We start from the raw sequence: 14,578 nt of genomic DNA on the forward strand, positions 1-14,578 counted from the left end.
CGACCTGCGCGGCCGCCCCCGCCAGGGCGGCCTGATCCCTCCCGTGCTCGAGGCGATCCGCGGCACCCTCGATGCCGGCCATCAAGTACTGGTGTTCATCAATCGACGGGGCTTCGCCCCCACCCTGGCCTGCCACGCCTGCGGCTGGCTGGCCGACTGCGACCACTGCGATGCACGCATGACCCTGCATCGCCAGCCTCCCGTACTGGCCTGCCATCACTGCGACAAGCGCCGACCGATTCCGGACGCCTGCCCGGCCTGCGGCAGCGGCGACCTTCGTCCTCTCGGCAGCGGCACCGAGCGTACCGAAGAGACCCTGGCCGCCCTCTTCCCTCAGGTGCCGGTGCACCGCATCGACCGCGACAGCACCCGCCGCCGCAACGCCTTCGAAGCGATCCTGACCGAAGTGAAGCGCGGCGAGCCCTGCCTGCTGGTGGGCACCCAGATGCTCGCCAAGGGGCACCACCTGCCCCATGTGACCCTGGTGGTGGTGGTCAATGCCGATGCCGGCCTCTATGCCAGCGACTTTCGCGCCCTGGAGCACAGCGCCCAGCTGTTGATACAGGTCGCCGGCCGTGCCGGCCGCTCGTCCCACCCCGGCCGGGTGCTGGTGCAGACGCTGCACGACGATGACCCGCACCTGCGCCTGCTGGCGGAGACCGGTTATGACGCCTTCGCCGAGCAGCTACTGGCCGAGCGCCGCGCCGCCGGCCTTCCCCCTTTCCGCTTTCTCGCCCTGCTGCGGCTGGAGAGTCCCCGGGAGGAGGCGGCCAACACCCTGGCCTCCGGCGCCTCGGCCGCCCTGCGTCAGTGGCTGGCGACGCGCGAGCTGAACGTGGACTGCCTGGGCCCGGTTCCGGCCCCCATGGAACGACGGCAGAACCGCTACCACCTGCAGTTGATGCTGGCCAGCGACAAACGCAGCCAGCTGCATGAAGCCTGCGCCCAGCTCACCGCCTGGCTGGAGGCAACGCCGGAGGCGCGCAAGGCCCGCTGGTCACTGGATATCGATCCCCAGACGCTCTCCTAGCCGTGGTTCAAGCCATTGGGTCAGGGCGCTCCGAGAACAGCCTGCCTGAGCGGGGTTTAAAGCCGAGGCACAATTGCCGATAATGGGCGATCATGCCCCACCGGGCGAGTTTTCATGCCAGCGTCCGCCCGCCAGTCGCACAGTCACCCTTACCCGATGCGGGGCAGGCGCTACAGGACAACAGATTTCATGAAAGAAACGATCGTTTCCCTGCTCGAGAATGCCCTCGACAACCTCAAGCAGCAGGGTGTGCTGCCTGCGGATGCCGCTCCCGCCATCAAGGTCGACCCCACCCGGGACAAGGCCCATGGCGACTATGCCACCAACCTGGCACTGATGCTGGCCAAGCCGGCCGGTCGAAAGCCCCGCGAGCTGGCCGAAGAGCTGGTGGCAGCCCTGCCCGACAGCGACGCCGTGCAGCAGGTCGAGATCGCCGGCCCCGGCTTCATCAACTTCTTCGCCGCCACCGATGCCGCCGCCCAGGTGGTACGCCAGGTACTGAAGGCAGGCGACACCTTTGGCCGCAACATGAAGGGCAAGGGCCAGCAAGTGCAGGTGGAGTTCGTTTCCGCCAACCCCACCGGCCCGCTCCACGTCGGCCACGGGCGCGGCGCAGCCATCGGCGACTGCATCTGCCGCCTGCTGGAAGCCACCGGCTTCGATGTCACCCGGGAGTTCTACTACAACGACGCCGGTGCCCAGATCAACAACCTGGCGCTGTCGGTCCAGGCCAGGGTCAAGGGTATCGAGCCCGACAGTGCCGCCTGGCCCGCCGACGGCTACCGCGGCGACTACATCATCGAGGTAGCCCGGGACTATCTGGCCGGCGAAACCGTCCATGCGGACGACCGCCACGTCACCGCCAAGGCGGACCCCGACGACCTGGAAGCGATTCGGGAATTCGCCGTGGCCTGGCTACGCCGCGAGCAGGACCTGGACCTCAAGGCCTTCGGGGTCGAGTTCGATGTCTACTTTCTCGAGTCCTCGCTGTACGACCAGGGCAAGGTCGAGGAGGCCGTCGAGCGGCTCATCGCCAACGGCCACACCTACGAGCAGGATGGCGCCCTGTGGCTGCGCACGACCCGCTTCGGTGACGACAAGGACCGGGTGATGCGCAAGTCGGACGGCAACTACACCTATTTTCTGCCCGATGTGGCCTACCACCTGAACAAGTGGCAGCGCGGCTTCAGCACGGTGATCAACGAGCAGGGGGCCGACCACCACTCCACCGTGACCCGGGTACGTGCCGGCCTCCAGGCCCTGGAAGTCGGCATTCCCGAGGGCTGGCCCGACTACGTGCTGCACCAGATGGTGATGGTCACCCGCTCCGGCGTCGAGGTGAAGCTGTCCAAGCGTGCGGGAAGCTACGTCACCGTGCGCGATCTGATCGACGAGGTGGGCCGCGACGCCACCCGCTTCTTCCTCGCCGCCCGCCGGGCCGACTCGCAGCTCACCTTCGATATCGACCTGGCCCGCTCGCAGTCCAACGACAACCCGGTCTACTACGTGCAGTACGCCCATGCCAGGGTTTGCAGCATGCTGCGCAAGGCCAAGGCCGAGCAGCTCGACTTTGACCACGACCTGGCCATGGTCAGCCTCGGCCAACTGGTAGAGGACCAGGAGAAGGCGGTCATGAACCGTCTGGCTCGCTTCCCCGAGGTCGTTTCCCATGCGGCCCTGTCGCGGGAGCCCCAGCAGGTGGCCCAGTACCTGCTGGACCTGGCTGCCGAATTCCACTCCTGCTACAACGCCGTCAAGGTCATGGTCGAGGACGATGAACTGCGCAATGCCCGCCTGGCGCTTGGGCTCGCCACACGCCAGGTACTGCGCAACGGCCTCGACCTCATGGGCGTCAGCGCCCCGGAGGAGATGTAAACCATGGCAACCCGTCGCCCCCCCCCGAAGAAGCGTGGCGCTACTACCAGCAGTCGGCGCCGCACGGCGCGGCGCCGCGAGGCTTCCGCCTGCCCGGCTGGGTGTGGGGAATCAGCGGCGTGGTGGCGGGCTTCCTGCTGGCACAGCATCAGCACGGCACGGCGCCCTGGCAGGAGGGGAATGACTCACTGCTGGGCAACCTGATGCCGCGAACCCCAACGACGGAGCAAGTGCCATCCACGCCGACGGTCGAGCCCAGCGAACCGCGCATGCCGACCTTCGAGTTCTACACGCTGCTGCCCGAAGAGGTCGTGGCACCCCGGGACGTTGCCTCGACGGCCTCCCCGCCCGACGTGGCCGCCCCCGCGCCTGCCATCACCGAGTCGGCACCTGCCGACGGCGACACGGTGGATGACCCGATAGCCCAGGTCATCGCCGCCAACCTGCGCGATGAGGCCAATGCCGCGGCCAGCGAAGCCACCAGTGGAGCGGTGGTACCCGACGGCACTCGCTACATGCTGCAGGCGGCCTCCTTCCGCCAACCGGCCGATGCCGAAGCGCTGCAGCAACGCTTGCGCAACCTCAGCCTGATGGCCCAGGTCAGCCAGGTCCAGTCGGCCGATGGCGATACCTGGCACCGGGTGATGGTGGGACCCTACGACGATACCCGCGAGCTCAACCGCGCCGAGGACTTGATGACCACCCAGGGCATCACGCCACTGAGACACCGGGCCAGTAACTGACAGGCCGATATCGCCAAGACAGAAATTGACGGCTGCATGGGCACTGCCGGTTGAATTCGAGAGATCACGCCCGCACTTCCCCTGAATGCTCGTTCACGGCGCCCGGCACTGCCGCGGCGCCGAAAGTCATCGGGAGCCTAGGCTCCCCGTTACGGAGTTCTCTCCATGACCACGATCGTATCCGTGCGCCGCGGCGACCAGGTTGCCCTTGCCGGTGACGGCCAGGTCTCGCTGGGCAACACGGTGATGAAGGGCAACGCCAGCAAGGTGCGCCGCCTCTATCGCGGCCAGGTACTGGCAGGCTTCGCCGGCGGCACCGCCGACGCCTTCACCCTGTTCGAGCGCTTCGAGGCGCAGTTGGAAAAGTACCAGGGCAACCTGGTCAAGGCCGCCGTGGAGCTGGCCAAGGACTGGCGTACCGACCGCGCCCTGCGCCGCCTGGAGGCATTGCTCGCCGTGGCCGACAAGGAGGCCTCGCTGATCATTACCGGCAACGGCGACGTGGTGGAACCCGAGCGCGGCATCATCGCCATCGGCTCCGGCGGCAACTATGCGCTGGCCGCCGCCCGCGCCCTGCTCGAGAACACCGACTTGCCGGCCAGCGAAATCACCCGCAAGTCGCTGGAGATCGCCGGTGACATCTGCGTGTTCACCAATCACCACGTCACCCTCGAAGAGCTGTCTGCCAAAGACGCTTCACAGGAACGCTAAGGCCGCCACCATGACCCAGATGACACCCCGCGAGATCGTCCACGCCCTGGACCAATACATCATCGGGCAGCAGGATGCCAAGCGCGCCGTCTCCATCGCCCTGCGCAATCGCTGGCGGCGCATGCAGCTCGACGACGACCTGCGCCACGAGGTCACGCCCAAGAACATCCTGATGATCGGCCCCACCGGCGTGGGCAAGACCGAGATCGCCCGTCGCCTGGCCAAGCTGGCCCGGGCGCCCTTCATCAAGGTCGAGGCCACCAAGTTCACCGAAGTGGGCTACGTGGGCCGAGACGTCGAATCGATCATCCGCGACCTGACCGAAGCCGCCATCAAGCTGGTCCGCGAACAGGCCAAGGAGGAGGTGAGCCACCGCGCCGAGGACGCCGCCGAGGATCGTATCCTCGACGCCCTGCTGCCCCCGCCCCGGGGACAGGAGGAGAGCGCCCGAAGCGACAGCTCCACGCGCCAGATCTTTCGCAAGAAGCTGCGCGAGGGTCAGCTCGACGACAAGGAGATCGATATCGAGATCACCCCCCAGGGGCCGGGCATCGACATCATGACCCCGCCGGGCATGGAGGAGATGACCAGCCAGCTTCAGAGCCTGTTCTCCAACATGGGGCGACAGAAGAGCGAGACCCGCCGGGTGGCGGTGAAGGATGCCTTCGCCCTGCTGCGCGACGAGGAGGCCGGCAAGCTGGTCAACGAAGAGGAGATCAAGCATCGTGCCATCGACGCCGTGGAGCAGAACGGCATCGTCTTCCTCGACGAGATCGACAAGGTGACCAAGGGCAGCGGCCAATCCAGCGGTGGCGAGGTCTCCCGGGAGGGGGTCCAGCGCGACCTGCTTCCGCTGATCGAGGGCTCCACGGTCTCCACCAAGTACGGCATGGTCAAGACCGACCACATTCTCTTCATCGCCTCCGGCGCCTTCCACCTGTCGCGCCCGTCGGACCTGATTCCCGAACTGCAGGGCCGCCTGCCGATTCGCGTCGAGCTCAATGCGCTGACCCCGGACGACTTCAAGCGCATCCTCACCGAGCCGTCGGCCTCGCTGACCAAGCAGTACAAAGCGCTGCTGGCCACCGAAGGCTGGATATCAGCTTCACCGAGGACGGCATCGTGCGCATCGCCGAGATCGCCTGGAAGGTCAACGAGGGCACCGAGAACATCGGCGCGCGCCGCCTGCACACCGTGATGGAGCGCCTGCTGGAAGAGGCCTCGTTCAAGGGCGCCGATATCGGCACGCCGCTGGAGATCGACGCCGCCTATGTGGACTCCCAGCTCGGCGAGTTGGCGATGGACGAGGATCTGTCGCGGTATATTCTCTAAGCTGGAATGTAAGCGATAGCCGCCAGAGCGCGGCGCCGGGAACAGGCCGGAGCGGAGGTCCGATGCCATGGGTGAGGAGCACTGCTCCGAACGGGCTGGCCATGGATGGCCAGCACCGGTCCTGCAAGCGAAGCAGGATGCGAGAGCGAAGCAGGGCATCGGTAGCGCCCAGGGAGGGGTTCACAGCGCCTCCGCGGAGTTCCTGTCGCCAGGACAGCCGCGCTTCTCCAACGCAAGCGGAGTCATTCATGACCGCCCCCATCCCCAGCAAGATCCATTACCACAAGAAGGCTCGCGAGCTCGAGCTGACCTACCCGGGCGGCGAAAGCATCGACTGCCGGTCGAATACCTGCGCGTCTACTCCCCCTCGGCCGAAGTGCGCGGACACACCCCCAGCCAGGCGGTGCTGCAGGTCGGCAAGAAGGATGTGGGGCTGCAGAACATCGAGCCGGTGGGCCGCTATGCCGTCAAGCTGCATTTCGATGACGGCCACGACAGCGGTCTCTTCAGCTGGGCGTATCTCCACGACCTGATCGAGAATCGGGAGGCCTACTGGGCCGACTACCTGAAGCGTCTGGAGAAGGCCGGCGCGTCGCGAGAACCGCTGGGCATCGAGATCAAGCAGCTGTAGGGCGTAACGAGGGGCGCCGGGGACAGGCCGAAGAGGGGGTCCGATTCCAGGGAAGGAATCGGTAGCGCCCAGGGAGGGGTTCACAGCGCCCCCTCGCAGGCCTGTCGCCGGATCAGCCCGAGAGGTACCGCAACTTGCCTCAGCACAAGCCACTGCAGCACTCGTCAAGACAAGCGCGGTCGCGCAAGGCTACAATGGCGCCCATTCGAGGCCGTATCACCGCCGGCCTCCTCTCACCGCAGCGATTCGGGAGCCTTTTTCGCATGAGCCCTCTTTCCAGCCCCGGGGACAACCACACCACTCACTTCGGCTACAAGGAAGTGCCGGTCGACGAAAAGGCCTCCCGCGTGGCCGATGTCTTCCACTCTGTGGCGGCCCGCTACGATGTCATGAACGACCTGATGTCCTTCGGCATCCACCGGCTGTGGAAGCGCCTGACCATCGAGCGCTCCGGCGTTCGCCCCGGCCATAGCGTGCTGGATATTGCCGGCGGCACCGGCGACCTGACACTGAAGTTCTCGCGCATGGTAGGTCCCCGCGGCCGGGTGGTGCTGGCCGATATCAACGAATCCATGCTGCGGGTCGGCCGGGACAAGCTGCTGGACAACGGCGTGGGGGGCAATGTCGAATACGTTCAGGCCAATGCCGAATGCCTGCCCTTCCCCGACAACACCTTCGACTGCATCACCATCGCCTTCGGCCTGCGCAACGTCACCGACAAGCAGGCCGCCCTGCGCTCCATGACCCGAGCCCTCAAGCCCGGCGGCCGGGTGCTGGTGCTGGAGTTCTCCAAACCGGTCAATCCGTTGCTCTCCAGGGCCTACGACGAGTACTCCTTCCGCCTGCTGCCGCGGATGGGCCAGATGGTGGCCGGGGATGCCGACAGCTATCGCTATCTTGCCGAGTCGATCCGCATGCACCCCGACCAGCAGACGCTCCAGGAGATGATGGAAACCGCTGGGCTGGAGCGGGTCGAATACACCAATCTCACCGGGGGCATCGTCGCCCTGCATCGCGGTATCAAGCTTTGAGGCGGTGATGACGTTGACCCCCACCCTGCTGCTGGCCGGCATCGAACGCACGCTCAATGCTCTGCTGGCGCGCGACCCCGCAGCCCCATCGCGGCTGGCCCGGCTGAGCGGCAGCCGTCTGCTGCTTCGCCTGGAGCGCCCCGAGCTGGCGCTGGCGATTCACTTCCACCCTGCCGGCCTGGACCTGCTGCGCCCGGAAACGGAGAGTGAGGACTCCTTCGACGCTATCGTCGAGCTTAATGCCGAGACCCTGGGCAAACTGCTGGGCGGTGAGAGCATCGAGCGGCTGATGTTCCAGGGGAGGCTCTCGGTACGCGGCCGTGTCCCGCTGCTCGAGGCAACCCGCGACCTGCTGCTCGACCTGGACCTGGACTGGGAGGGCGAACTGGCAAGCTGGCTGGGCGATGTCCCGGCCCACGGCCTGGCCGAGGGGTTGCGCCGCGCCGCACGCTGGAGTCGCCGTGCCCATGGCGAGATGCGCAGCGATATTGCCGAGTACATTTTCGAGGAAGCGAAGCTGCTGCCTGGCAAGTACCAGTTCGAGAACCTGCGAGACCACCTCACCGAACTGGAAATGACCACCGACCGCCTCGAAGCCCGCCTGGCGAGGCTGCGTCGACAACTCGAACGCGAGGCCGCGCTGTGATGAGTCTTCGGCTGCTGCGCATCATCTGGGTGATCACCCGCTACCGTCTCGACACGCTGCTGCCCCTTGAGCGGCTCCCCTGGTACCTCAGGCTGATGTTCACCCTCTCGCCCCTGCGCCTGGTACCGATCGGCAATCGCTCGCCGGGCGAACGCCTGCGCCTGGCCCTGGAAGCCCTCGGCCCCATCTTCGTCAAGTTCGGCCAACTGCTCTCCACCCGGCGCGACCTGCTGCCCGAGGAGATCGCCGACGAGCTCCGGCGACTGCAGGACCAGGTTCCCCCCTTCCCCAGCCGCGAAGCGCGCGAGCTGGTAGAGGCGGAATTGCACATGTCGATCGACGAGGCATTCGCCCATTTCGAGCCCGAGCCACTGGCCTCTGCCTCCATCGCCCAGGTCCATGCCGCCCGCCTGCATACCGGCGAGGAAGTGGTGGCCAAGATCATCCGCCCGGGCATCGAGCACATCATGCGCCAGGACATGGCGCTGATGTATCGGGTCGCCGGCGTGCTGGCCAGAATTCCGGAGGCTCGTCGCCTGCGGCCGGTCGAGGTAGTACGGGACTATGAGTCGACGCTGTTCGACGAACTGGACCTGCACAAGGAGGCCGCCAACACCTCGCAACTGAAGCGCAACTTCAAGGATTCGCCGCTGCTCTACGTACCGGCGACCCACTGGTCCCATACCCGTCGTCGGGTGATGGTGCAGGAGCGCATCTACGGTGTCCCGGTCGCCGACCTGGCGGCGCTGAAGGCCCAAGGCACCGACCTGAAGCGTCTCGCCGAGCGCGGCGTGGAGATCTTCTTCACCCAGGTATTTCGCGACAACTTCTTCCATGCCGACATGCACCCCGGCAATATCTTCGTTGCCCGGGAGCACCCTCACGACCCGCAATACATCGCCATCGACTGCGGCATCGTCGGCAGCCTCACCCGCGAGGACCAGGACTACCTGGCTCGCAACCTGCTCGCGTTCTTCCACCAGGACTACTATGAAGTGGCGGCGCTGCACATCGAGTCGGGCTGGGTCGGTGAGAACACCCGGGCCAACGAGTTTGCCGCCGCCATACGCACCGTCTGCGAGCCGATCCTCGAGAAGCCGCTCAAGGACATCTCCTTCGGCCAGGTGCTGCTGGGTCTGTTCAAGACCGCCCGTCGCTTCAACATGGAGGTCCAGCCGCAACTGGTGCTGCTGCAGAAGACCCTGCTCAACATCGAGGGGCTCGGACGTCAGCTCTACCCCGATCTGGACCTCTGGACCACCGCCAAGCCCTATCTGGAGCAGTGGATGAAGGAGCGAGCCGGCGCCAGCGGCTTCTGGGAATCGCTGAAGCGCCAGGCTCCTGAACTGGCGCGCCAGCTGCCCGAGCTGCCGTCGGTGGCCCATCACGCCCTGAGCCGGATCGAGCACGAGCATCGCCAGCGTCACCGCCAGGCCCAGGCACTGGACGGCATTCAGCGACAGCTGAAGGACGGCCGCAGCAGCAGCCGACGGCTACGGCTGGGCCTTCTCCTGGCAGGGCTGGCGCTGGCCTGGCAGCCGCTGAGCGAGTGGGCCACCGGCCAGCCATGGCCCGTGCTGCTGATCGCCGCCACCGGCCTGCTGCTGCTGGCCTGGCAATGAACTTGACCCACCGCAACCGGAAGCCCTGTCATGCGTGATATTCTGGATCAACTCTTCGAGGTGCTGGAGCAACGCAGAACCGCCAATCCCGACGATTCCTACGTTTCCGCCTTGCATCACAAGGGGCTGAACAAGATACTCGAGAAAGTCGGCGAGGAAGCCACCGAGACACTGCTGGCAGCCAAGGATGCCCAGGCCGGCGGCGAGGCGGAGCGAAAGGCACTGATCGCCGAGACCGCCGACCTGTGGTTTCATAGCCTGGTGATGCTGTCGCATCTCGGACTCGACCACCGGGACGTGCTCGAAGAACTGGCCCGACGCTTCGGCATTTCGGGGCACGATGAGAAAGCCGCAAGGTCCAAGTAAACAGGTGTTCCGGATCGACCGGAGACCCGAATCAGAGGAATTCTTCATGTTAGGTGGCATCAGTATCTGGCAACTGCTGATCGTACTCGGCATCATCATCCTGATATTCGGCACCAAGAAGCTACGCAACGTCGGCACCGACCTGGGTGGCGCGGTGAAGGGCTTCAAGCAGGCCGTGAATGAGGAAGAGAAGGACGACAAGGACAAGGCACAGGCCAAGGTCGCCCATGACGAACAGCCCAACACCTATGACGTTCGCGCCGAAGAGAAGGCGGCAGCGGACAAGGTGGATAATCAGGAAGAGCGCAAATAAGCCTCATGTTTGACATCGGCTTTCTCGAACTCCTGATCCTCGGCGTCGTTGGCCTGCTGGTGCTCGGCCCTGAGCGTTTGCCCAAGGCAGCGCGCACCGTCGGGCTGTGGGTAGGCAAGATCAAGCGCTCCGTCTCGAGCATGCAGCGGGAGATCAGTTCGCAGCTCGAGGCGGAAGAGCTGCGCCAGAAACTCAAGGAGCAGCAGTCGAAACTCGATGAGAGCCTCGACAGGGCCAAGCGCGACGTGGAGAGTATCGCCAAACCGGACTCCACCTCGACGCCCAGTCGACACGGCGACAAGAAAGCCGAGCCCGACAGGGTCACTGACGAGAGCACCGCTGACGAGCCTTTGCCGCGGCAGGCTGCCGCGCGGCTTGACGACGCCCTGGCCAGTGCCCGTCAACCCGACGAGCCGCTCTCCGACGAACGCCCCACTCCTCCCGACGATGACAAGAAGGATGCCGCTTCCCGATGAGCGACTCCGGTGACAAGCAGGATCTCGGCCAGGCACCCTTGATCGAACACCTCATCGAACTGCGATCGCGTCTACTGCGCGCGGTCGTGGCGGTCTTCGTGATCTTCCTCGGGCTCTACCCCTTTGCCAACGAGATCTACACCTTCGTGGCCCAGCCGCTGATGGCGCTGCTGCCGGAAGGCTCACAGATGATCGCCACGGAAGTGGCTTCGCCCTTTCTCGCCCCCTTCAAGCTGACCCTGATGGTGGCGGTATTCCTGGCCATCCCCTACGTGCTCCATCAGGCCTGGGCCTTCGTCGCACCGGGGCTCTACGATAACGAAAAGGCCCTGGCCCTGCCGATCCTGGCTTCCAGCGTGGGCCTGTTCTACGCCGGTGCGGCCTTCGCCTACTATGCGGTGTTCCCGCTGCTGTTCCAGTTCTTCACCCAGACCGGGCCGGAGAACGTGGCGATAATGACCGACATCAACCAATACCTGAACTTCGTCCTCAAACTGTTCTTCGCCTTCGGCGTGGCCTTCGAGATTCCCATCGCCACCTTCCTGCTGATCGCCTCCGGCGCTACTACGGTGGAGAGCCTTTCGAAGAAGCGCCCCTATGTGATCCTGGGCTGCTTCGTGGTGGGCATGCTGCTGACACCCCCGGATGTGATCTCCCAGAGCCTGCTGGCGGTGCCAATGTACCTGCTCTATGAAGTGGGGATCCTGTTCGGCCGCCTGGTTCGCCACCGGCGCCGCAAGGCCTCCGAGGCGGAAGGGGAGACCGGGGAGCGGGACGAAACCTGATCGGCATCGTCTCGTGGCAACGCTGGCCGGCGATATCGAAACCAGCCCATGAAAAATGCCCCCGCCCGAGTCGATCGGGCGGGGGCATTGGCTTGCGCCGGCTCCTAGAGGTCCATCATCTCGTCGATACGATCGACCAGCTTGAAGATGCCGGTGGCGGCCTCGCTGATGCGGGTAGCCAGCATGTAGGCCGGCGTGGTGACGACGCGGTTCTCGAAGTCGACCACGATATCCTCGACGCCACAGCTGCGATGCAGCCCTCCCATGGCACTGATGCCACCGGAAACACCCGGGTCGTGTCCGATCGTCACGGCAATGCCCGGGCCCAGCAGCTTCGGCACCAGGGCGGGTGTGATACACATCAGGCCAATGGGTTTGCGCGCCTCATGGAACGGTGCAATGGCTTCCACCAGCCCCTCGTGAACCTCCATGTCGTTGCCTGCCCAGGCGTAGTTGGACAGGTTCTTGGCCGCCCCGAAGCCGCCCGGCAGGATCACGGCGTCGAACTCGACCGCATCAAGATCCTCAAGGGGGCTGATCTCGCCGCGTGCCAGCCGCGCCGACTCTGTCAGCACGTTGCGCAACTCACCTTCGGCGACCTCTCCGCTACGATGATCGATGACATGGTGCTGATCCATGTCCGGTGCGAAACAGCGATAGCCGATACCCAACTGGTCCAGCCGCAGCAGGGTCAGGGTGGTCTCGTAGATCTCCGAGCCATCCTGCACACCGCAGCCCGACAGGATGACCGCCACCTGTTTGCTCATGCCTTTCTCCTTGTGATGAAGGCGCCTCGAATGAAGGGCTCAGCCTGAAATCCTGAAGCCAATACGTTAGCTGAAAGCCAACACTTTAGAGAGTCGCGCGGGGTGCGACAAGCCGCAGCTTCCGGCAGACGGTTGCACTGATATACTCAAGGGTATCGACACGGGGTCGCCAGGGCCCCACAGCCGGAGAAGAGCCTTGAGTTTCATGACCACACGCCAGTTTCCCGCTACACGCATGCGGCGCATGCGCCGTGACGACTTCTCTCGCCGCCTGATGCGGGAATCGACCCTGACATCATCCGACCTGATCTGGCCCGTGTTCGTCCTCGAAGGTGAACAGCGTCGTGAGGCCGTTCCCTCGATGCCCGGCGTCGAGCGCCTGTCGCTGGACCTGCTCATCGAGGAGGCTCGGGATGCCCATGGGCTGGGCATCCCCGCCATCGCCCTGTTCCCGGTGGTGGACCAGGCACTGAAGAGTGAGCTGGCCGAAGAGGCCTACAGTTCCAGCGGCCTCGTCCAGCGCAGCGTCAGGGCACTGAAGGAGGCCGTTCCCGAACTCGGCATCATGACCGACGTGGCCCTCGACCCCTACACCAGCCACGGCCAGGACGGCATCATCGATGCCAGCGGCTATGTGCTCAACGACCGCACCGTGGAGACACTGCTCAAGCAGGCGCTCTCCCACGCCGAGGCCGGCGCCGACGTGGTGGCGCCCTCCGACATGATGGATGGCCGCATCGGTGAGATTCGCCAGGTGCTCGAGCAGGAGCAACTGCACAACGTCCGCATCATGGCCTACAGCGCCAAGTACGCCTCCCACTACTACGGTCCCTTCCGTGATGCCGTGGCTCCGCCGCCAACCTGGGGAAGGCGGACAAGCGCACCTACCAGATGGACCCGGCCAACAGCGACGAGGCGCTGCACGAAGTGGCGCTGGACCTGGCCGAGGGGGCCGACATGGTAATGGTCAAGCCAGGCATGCCCTACCTGGATGTGGTGCGGCGCATCAAGGACGAGCTCAAGGTACCCACCTACGCCTATCAGGTGAGTGGCGAATACGCCATGCACATGGCCGCCTTCGACAACGGCTGGCTGTCGGCCGACGAGGTGATCCTCGAATCGCTGACATGCTTCAAGCGAGCCGGCGCCGACGGCATCCTCACCTACTTCGCCAAGCGCGCGGCCAGGTTGCTCGCTCAGTAAAGCGGCTTGGAGCCTGTCGGATTTGACCAAAGCGTCAAGTCCGACAGGCTCCTAACTCCGTTTGAAGGCGGCCAGGTCGTGCGGATCGAACCCCTCCACCCGCTCGGCCAGGCCCCGCTCTTCGCGCAGTCGCTGTATCTTCTGTCGCTCGGCGATGAGTTCGCCGTCATCGTCCAGGGTGCGGCCATTGAGCTCGGCCAGTTGGACCATGCCCTGGTGATAGAAGGTCAAGAGGTCGAGTGCCACGTCATTGCCCTGCTCCGCCTCGCGACGCAGGGTGGCAAGATAGCCGCTGACCCGGGAGAGGTGATGCTTGAGCTGCCAGACGTAGCGCATCTCGGTCATCCAGGGGCGCTCGCGCAGTACGGCGAAGGTCAGGCTGGTAACGATCAGGCCCAGCAGCACCCCCAGCGCATTGAGCCAAATGCTGGAGCCGAAGGTGGCCGTCAGCAGCTGAGAAAACACCAGGCCGAAGACGATCAGCTGAGCGGCCATGGCCACGCTGATCAGTCGCGCCTTGCGACGGTAGGACTCCGGGTCATGGTGCTCGAAACGGAACGGCATCGATGCCTCCTCTGCTTGGCTCGCGGCGGGAAAGGTCGGGATTATCCCGTCATTCACCGCCACGGGTACAGGCAAAGAGGCCAGGTCGGCATAGGTAGCCTGCCGGTTCAAGCCGAGCGCAGCTGCTCCGCGGCCTCCAGCAGCAGTGATTCGGTGGCTTCCCAGCCCAGGCAGGCATCGGTCACCGACACGCCGTAGCGCAGGGCGGCGGGCTCCAGGGCCTGCTGCCCCTCCTCCAGGTGGCTCTCCAGCATCAGCCCCATCAGTGAGGTTTCGCCGGACAGCCGCTGCGCCAGCACGTCGCGCAGCACCTGGCCCTGGCGACGGTGGTCCTTGCAGGCATTGGCGTGGCTACAGTCGACCATCAGGCGAGGCGTCAGCCCGGCAGTTTCCAGGGCCTGTCGGCAGGCGCGCACCGAACCGGCATCGTGGTTGGGGCCGCCATGGCCGCCGCGCAGCACCACGTGCGTGTGGGGGTTGCCG

At 65.4% G+C, this 14,578-nt stretch carries 13 protein-coding genes and 4 pseudogenes; 14 read left to right on the forward strand and 3 right to left on the reverse strand.

Annotated features, from left to right (window positions below; translation table 11 throughout):
* The 13 genes and pseudogenes from priA to tatC form a co-directional block, all read left to right on the forward strand.
* A partial coding sequence (gene priA, locus Q427_RS11355) for a replication restart helicase PriA (protein ID WP_043513918.1) occupies positions 1 to 1,030 on the forward strand: 1,030 nt, incomplete at its 5' end.
* A 189-nt stretch (positions 1,031 to 1,219) separates the two neighbouring features.
* Positions 1,220 to 2,905, forward strand: a complete 1,686-nt coding sequence (gene argS, locus Q427_RS11360) for an arginine--tRNA ligase (protein ID WP_043513920.1) — start codon at positions 1,220 to 1,222, stop codon at positions 2,903 to 2,905.
* Between the two features lie 119 nt (positions 2,906 to 3,024).
* Complete coding sequence (locus Q427_RS11365; protein ID WP_331280611.1) at positions 3,025 to 3,648, forward strand: SPOR domain-containing protein; 624 nt, start codon at positions 3,025 to 3,027, stop codon at positions 3,646 to 3,648.
* Between the two features lie 165 nt (positions 3,649 to 3,813).
* On the forward strand, positions 3,814 to 4,359 hold the full coding sequence (gene hslV, locus Q427_RS11370) for an ATP-dependent protease subunit HslV (protein ID WP_043513922.1): 546 nt from the start codon (positions 3,814 to 3,816) through the stop codon (positions 4,357 to 4,359).
* A gap of 10 nt (positions 4,360 to 4,369) precedes the next feature.
* Positions 4,370 to 5,691: pseudogene (gene hslU / locus Q427_RS11375) on the forward strand (ATP-dependent protease ATPase subunit HslU).
* A gap of 248 nt (positions 5,692 to 5,939) precedes the next feature.
* Positions 5,940 to 6,322, forward strand: a pseudogene (locus tag Q427_RS11380) (gamma-butyrobetaine hydroxylase-like domain-containing protein).
* Positions 6,323 to 6,585: 263 nt separating this feature from the next.
* Positions 6,586 to 7,353, forward strand: a complete 768-nt coding sequence (ubiE, locus tag Q427_RS11385) for a bifunctional demethylmenaquinone methyltransferase/2-methoxy-6-polyprenyl-1,4-benzoquinol methylase UbiE (protein ID WP_043513924.1) — start codon at positions 6,586 to 6,588, stop codon at positions 7,351 to 7,353.
* Positions 7,354 to 7,360: 7 nt separating this feature from the next.
* Positions 7,361 to 7,999 (forward strand): ubiquinone biosynthesis accessory factor UbiJ, encoded by a 639-nt coding sequence (locus Q427_RS11390; protein ID WP_043513926.1) that lies wholly within the window; start codon positions 7,361 to 7,363, stop codon positions 7,997 to 7,999.
* The gene (ubiB, locus tag Q427_RS11395; protein WP_043513927.1) at positions 7,999 to 9,621 is read left to right on the forward strand and encodes a ubiquinone biosynthesis regulatory protein kinase UbiB; all 1,623 of its coding nucleotides are present in this window, start codon (positions 7,999 to 8,001) and stop codon (positions 9,619 to 9,621) included. Before Q427_RS11390 ends, ubiB begins: the two co-directional genes overlap by 1 nt.
* A 30-nt stretch (positions 9,622 to 9,651) precedes the next feature.
* Positions 9,652 to 9,987 carry a phosphoribosyl-ATP diphosphatase gene (locus Q427_RS11400; RefSeq protein WP_043513929.1) on the forward strand — a complete coding sequence of 112 codons (336 nt, stop codon included), beginning with the start codon at positions 9,652 to 9,654 and terminating at the stop codon, positions 9,985 to 9,987.
* Between the two features lie 46 nt (positions 9,988 to 10,033).
* Positions 10,034 to 10,300: a Sec-independent protein translocase subunit TatA gene (tatA, locus tag Q427_RS11405; protein WP_043513931.1), complete on the forward strand. Its 267-nt coding sequence runs from the start codon at positions 10,034 to 10,036 to the stop codon at positions 10,298 to 10,300.
* A gap of 5 nt (positions 10,301 to 10,305) precedes the next feature.
* A complete protein-coding gene (gene tatB, locus Q427_RS11410; protein ID WP_043513932.1) occupies positions 10,306 to 10,776 on the forward strand; it encodes a Sec-independent protein translocase protein TatB in 471 nt (156 codons plus the stop codon).
* Positions 10,773 to 11,561, forward strand: a complete 789-nt coding sequence (gene tatC, locus Q427_RS11415) for a twin-arginine translocase subunit TatC (RefSeq protein ID WP_043513936.1) — start codon at positions 10,773 to 10,775, stop codon at positions 11,559 to 11,561. Before tatB ends, tatC begins: the two co-directional genes overlap by 4 nt.
* A 104-nt stretch (positions 11,562 to 11,665) precedes the next feature.
* Here the strand turns inward: tatC and elbB are convergent, their stop codons facing one another.
* The gene (gene elbB, locus Q427_RS11420) at positions 11,666 to 12,328 is read right to left on the reverse strand and encodes an isoprenoid biosynthesis glyoxalase ElbB (RefSeq protein ID WP_043513937.1); all 663 of its coding nucleotides are present in this window, start codon (positions 12,326 to 12,328) and stop codon (positions 11,666 to 11,668) included.
* A gap of 205 nt (positions 12,329 to 12,533) precedes the next feature.
* Between elbB and hemB the strand changes: the two are divergent.
* Positions 12,534 to 13,531, forward strand: a pseudogene (hemB, locus tag Q427_RS11425) (porphobilinogen synthase).
* Positions 13,532 to 13,582: 51 nt separating this feature from the next.
* Here hemB and Q427_RS11430 read toward each other — a convergent pair.
* Positions 13,583 to 14,095, reverse strand: coding sequence for a DUF3087 family protein (locus tag Q427_RS11430; protein ID WP_043513939.1), 513 nt, complete (start codon positions 14,093 to 14,095; stop codon positions 13,583 to 13,585).
* A 107-nt stretch (positions 14,096 to 14,202) separates the two neighbouring features.
* Positions 14,203 to 14,578, reverse strand: a pseudogene (locus Q427_RS11435) (3-deoxy-7-phosphoheptulonate synthase); the annotation flags it as partial.

The sequence above is a fragment of the Halomonas sp. BC04 genome (assembly GCF_000568385.1).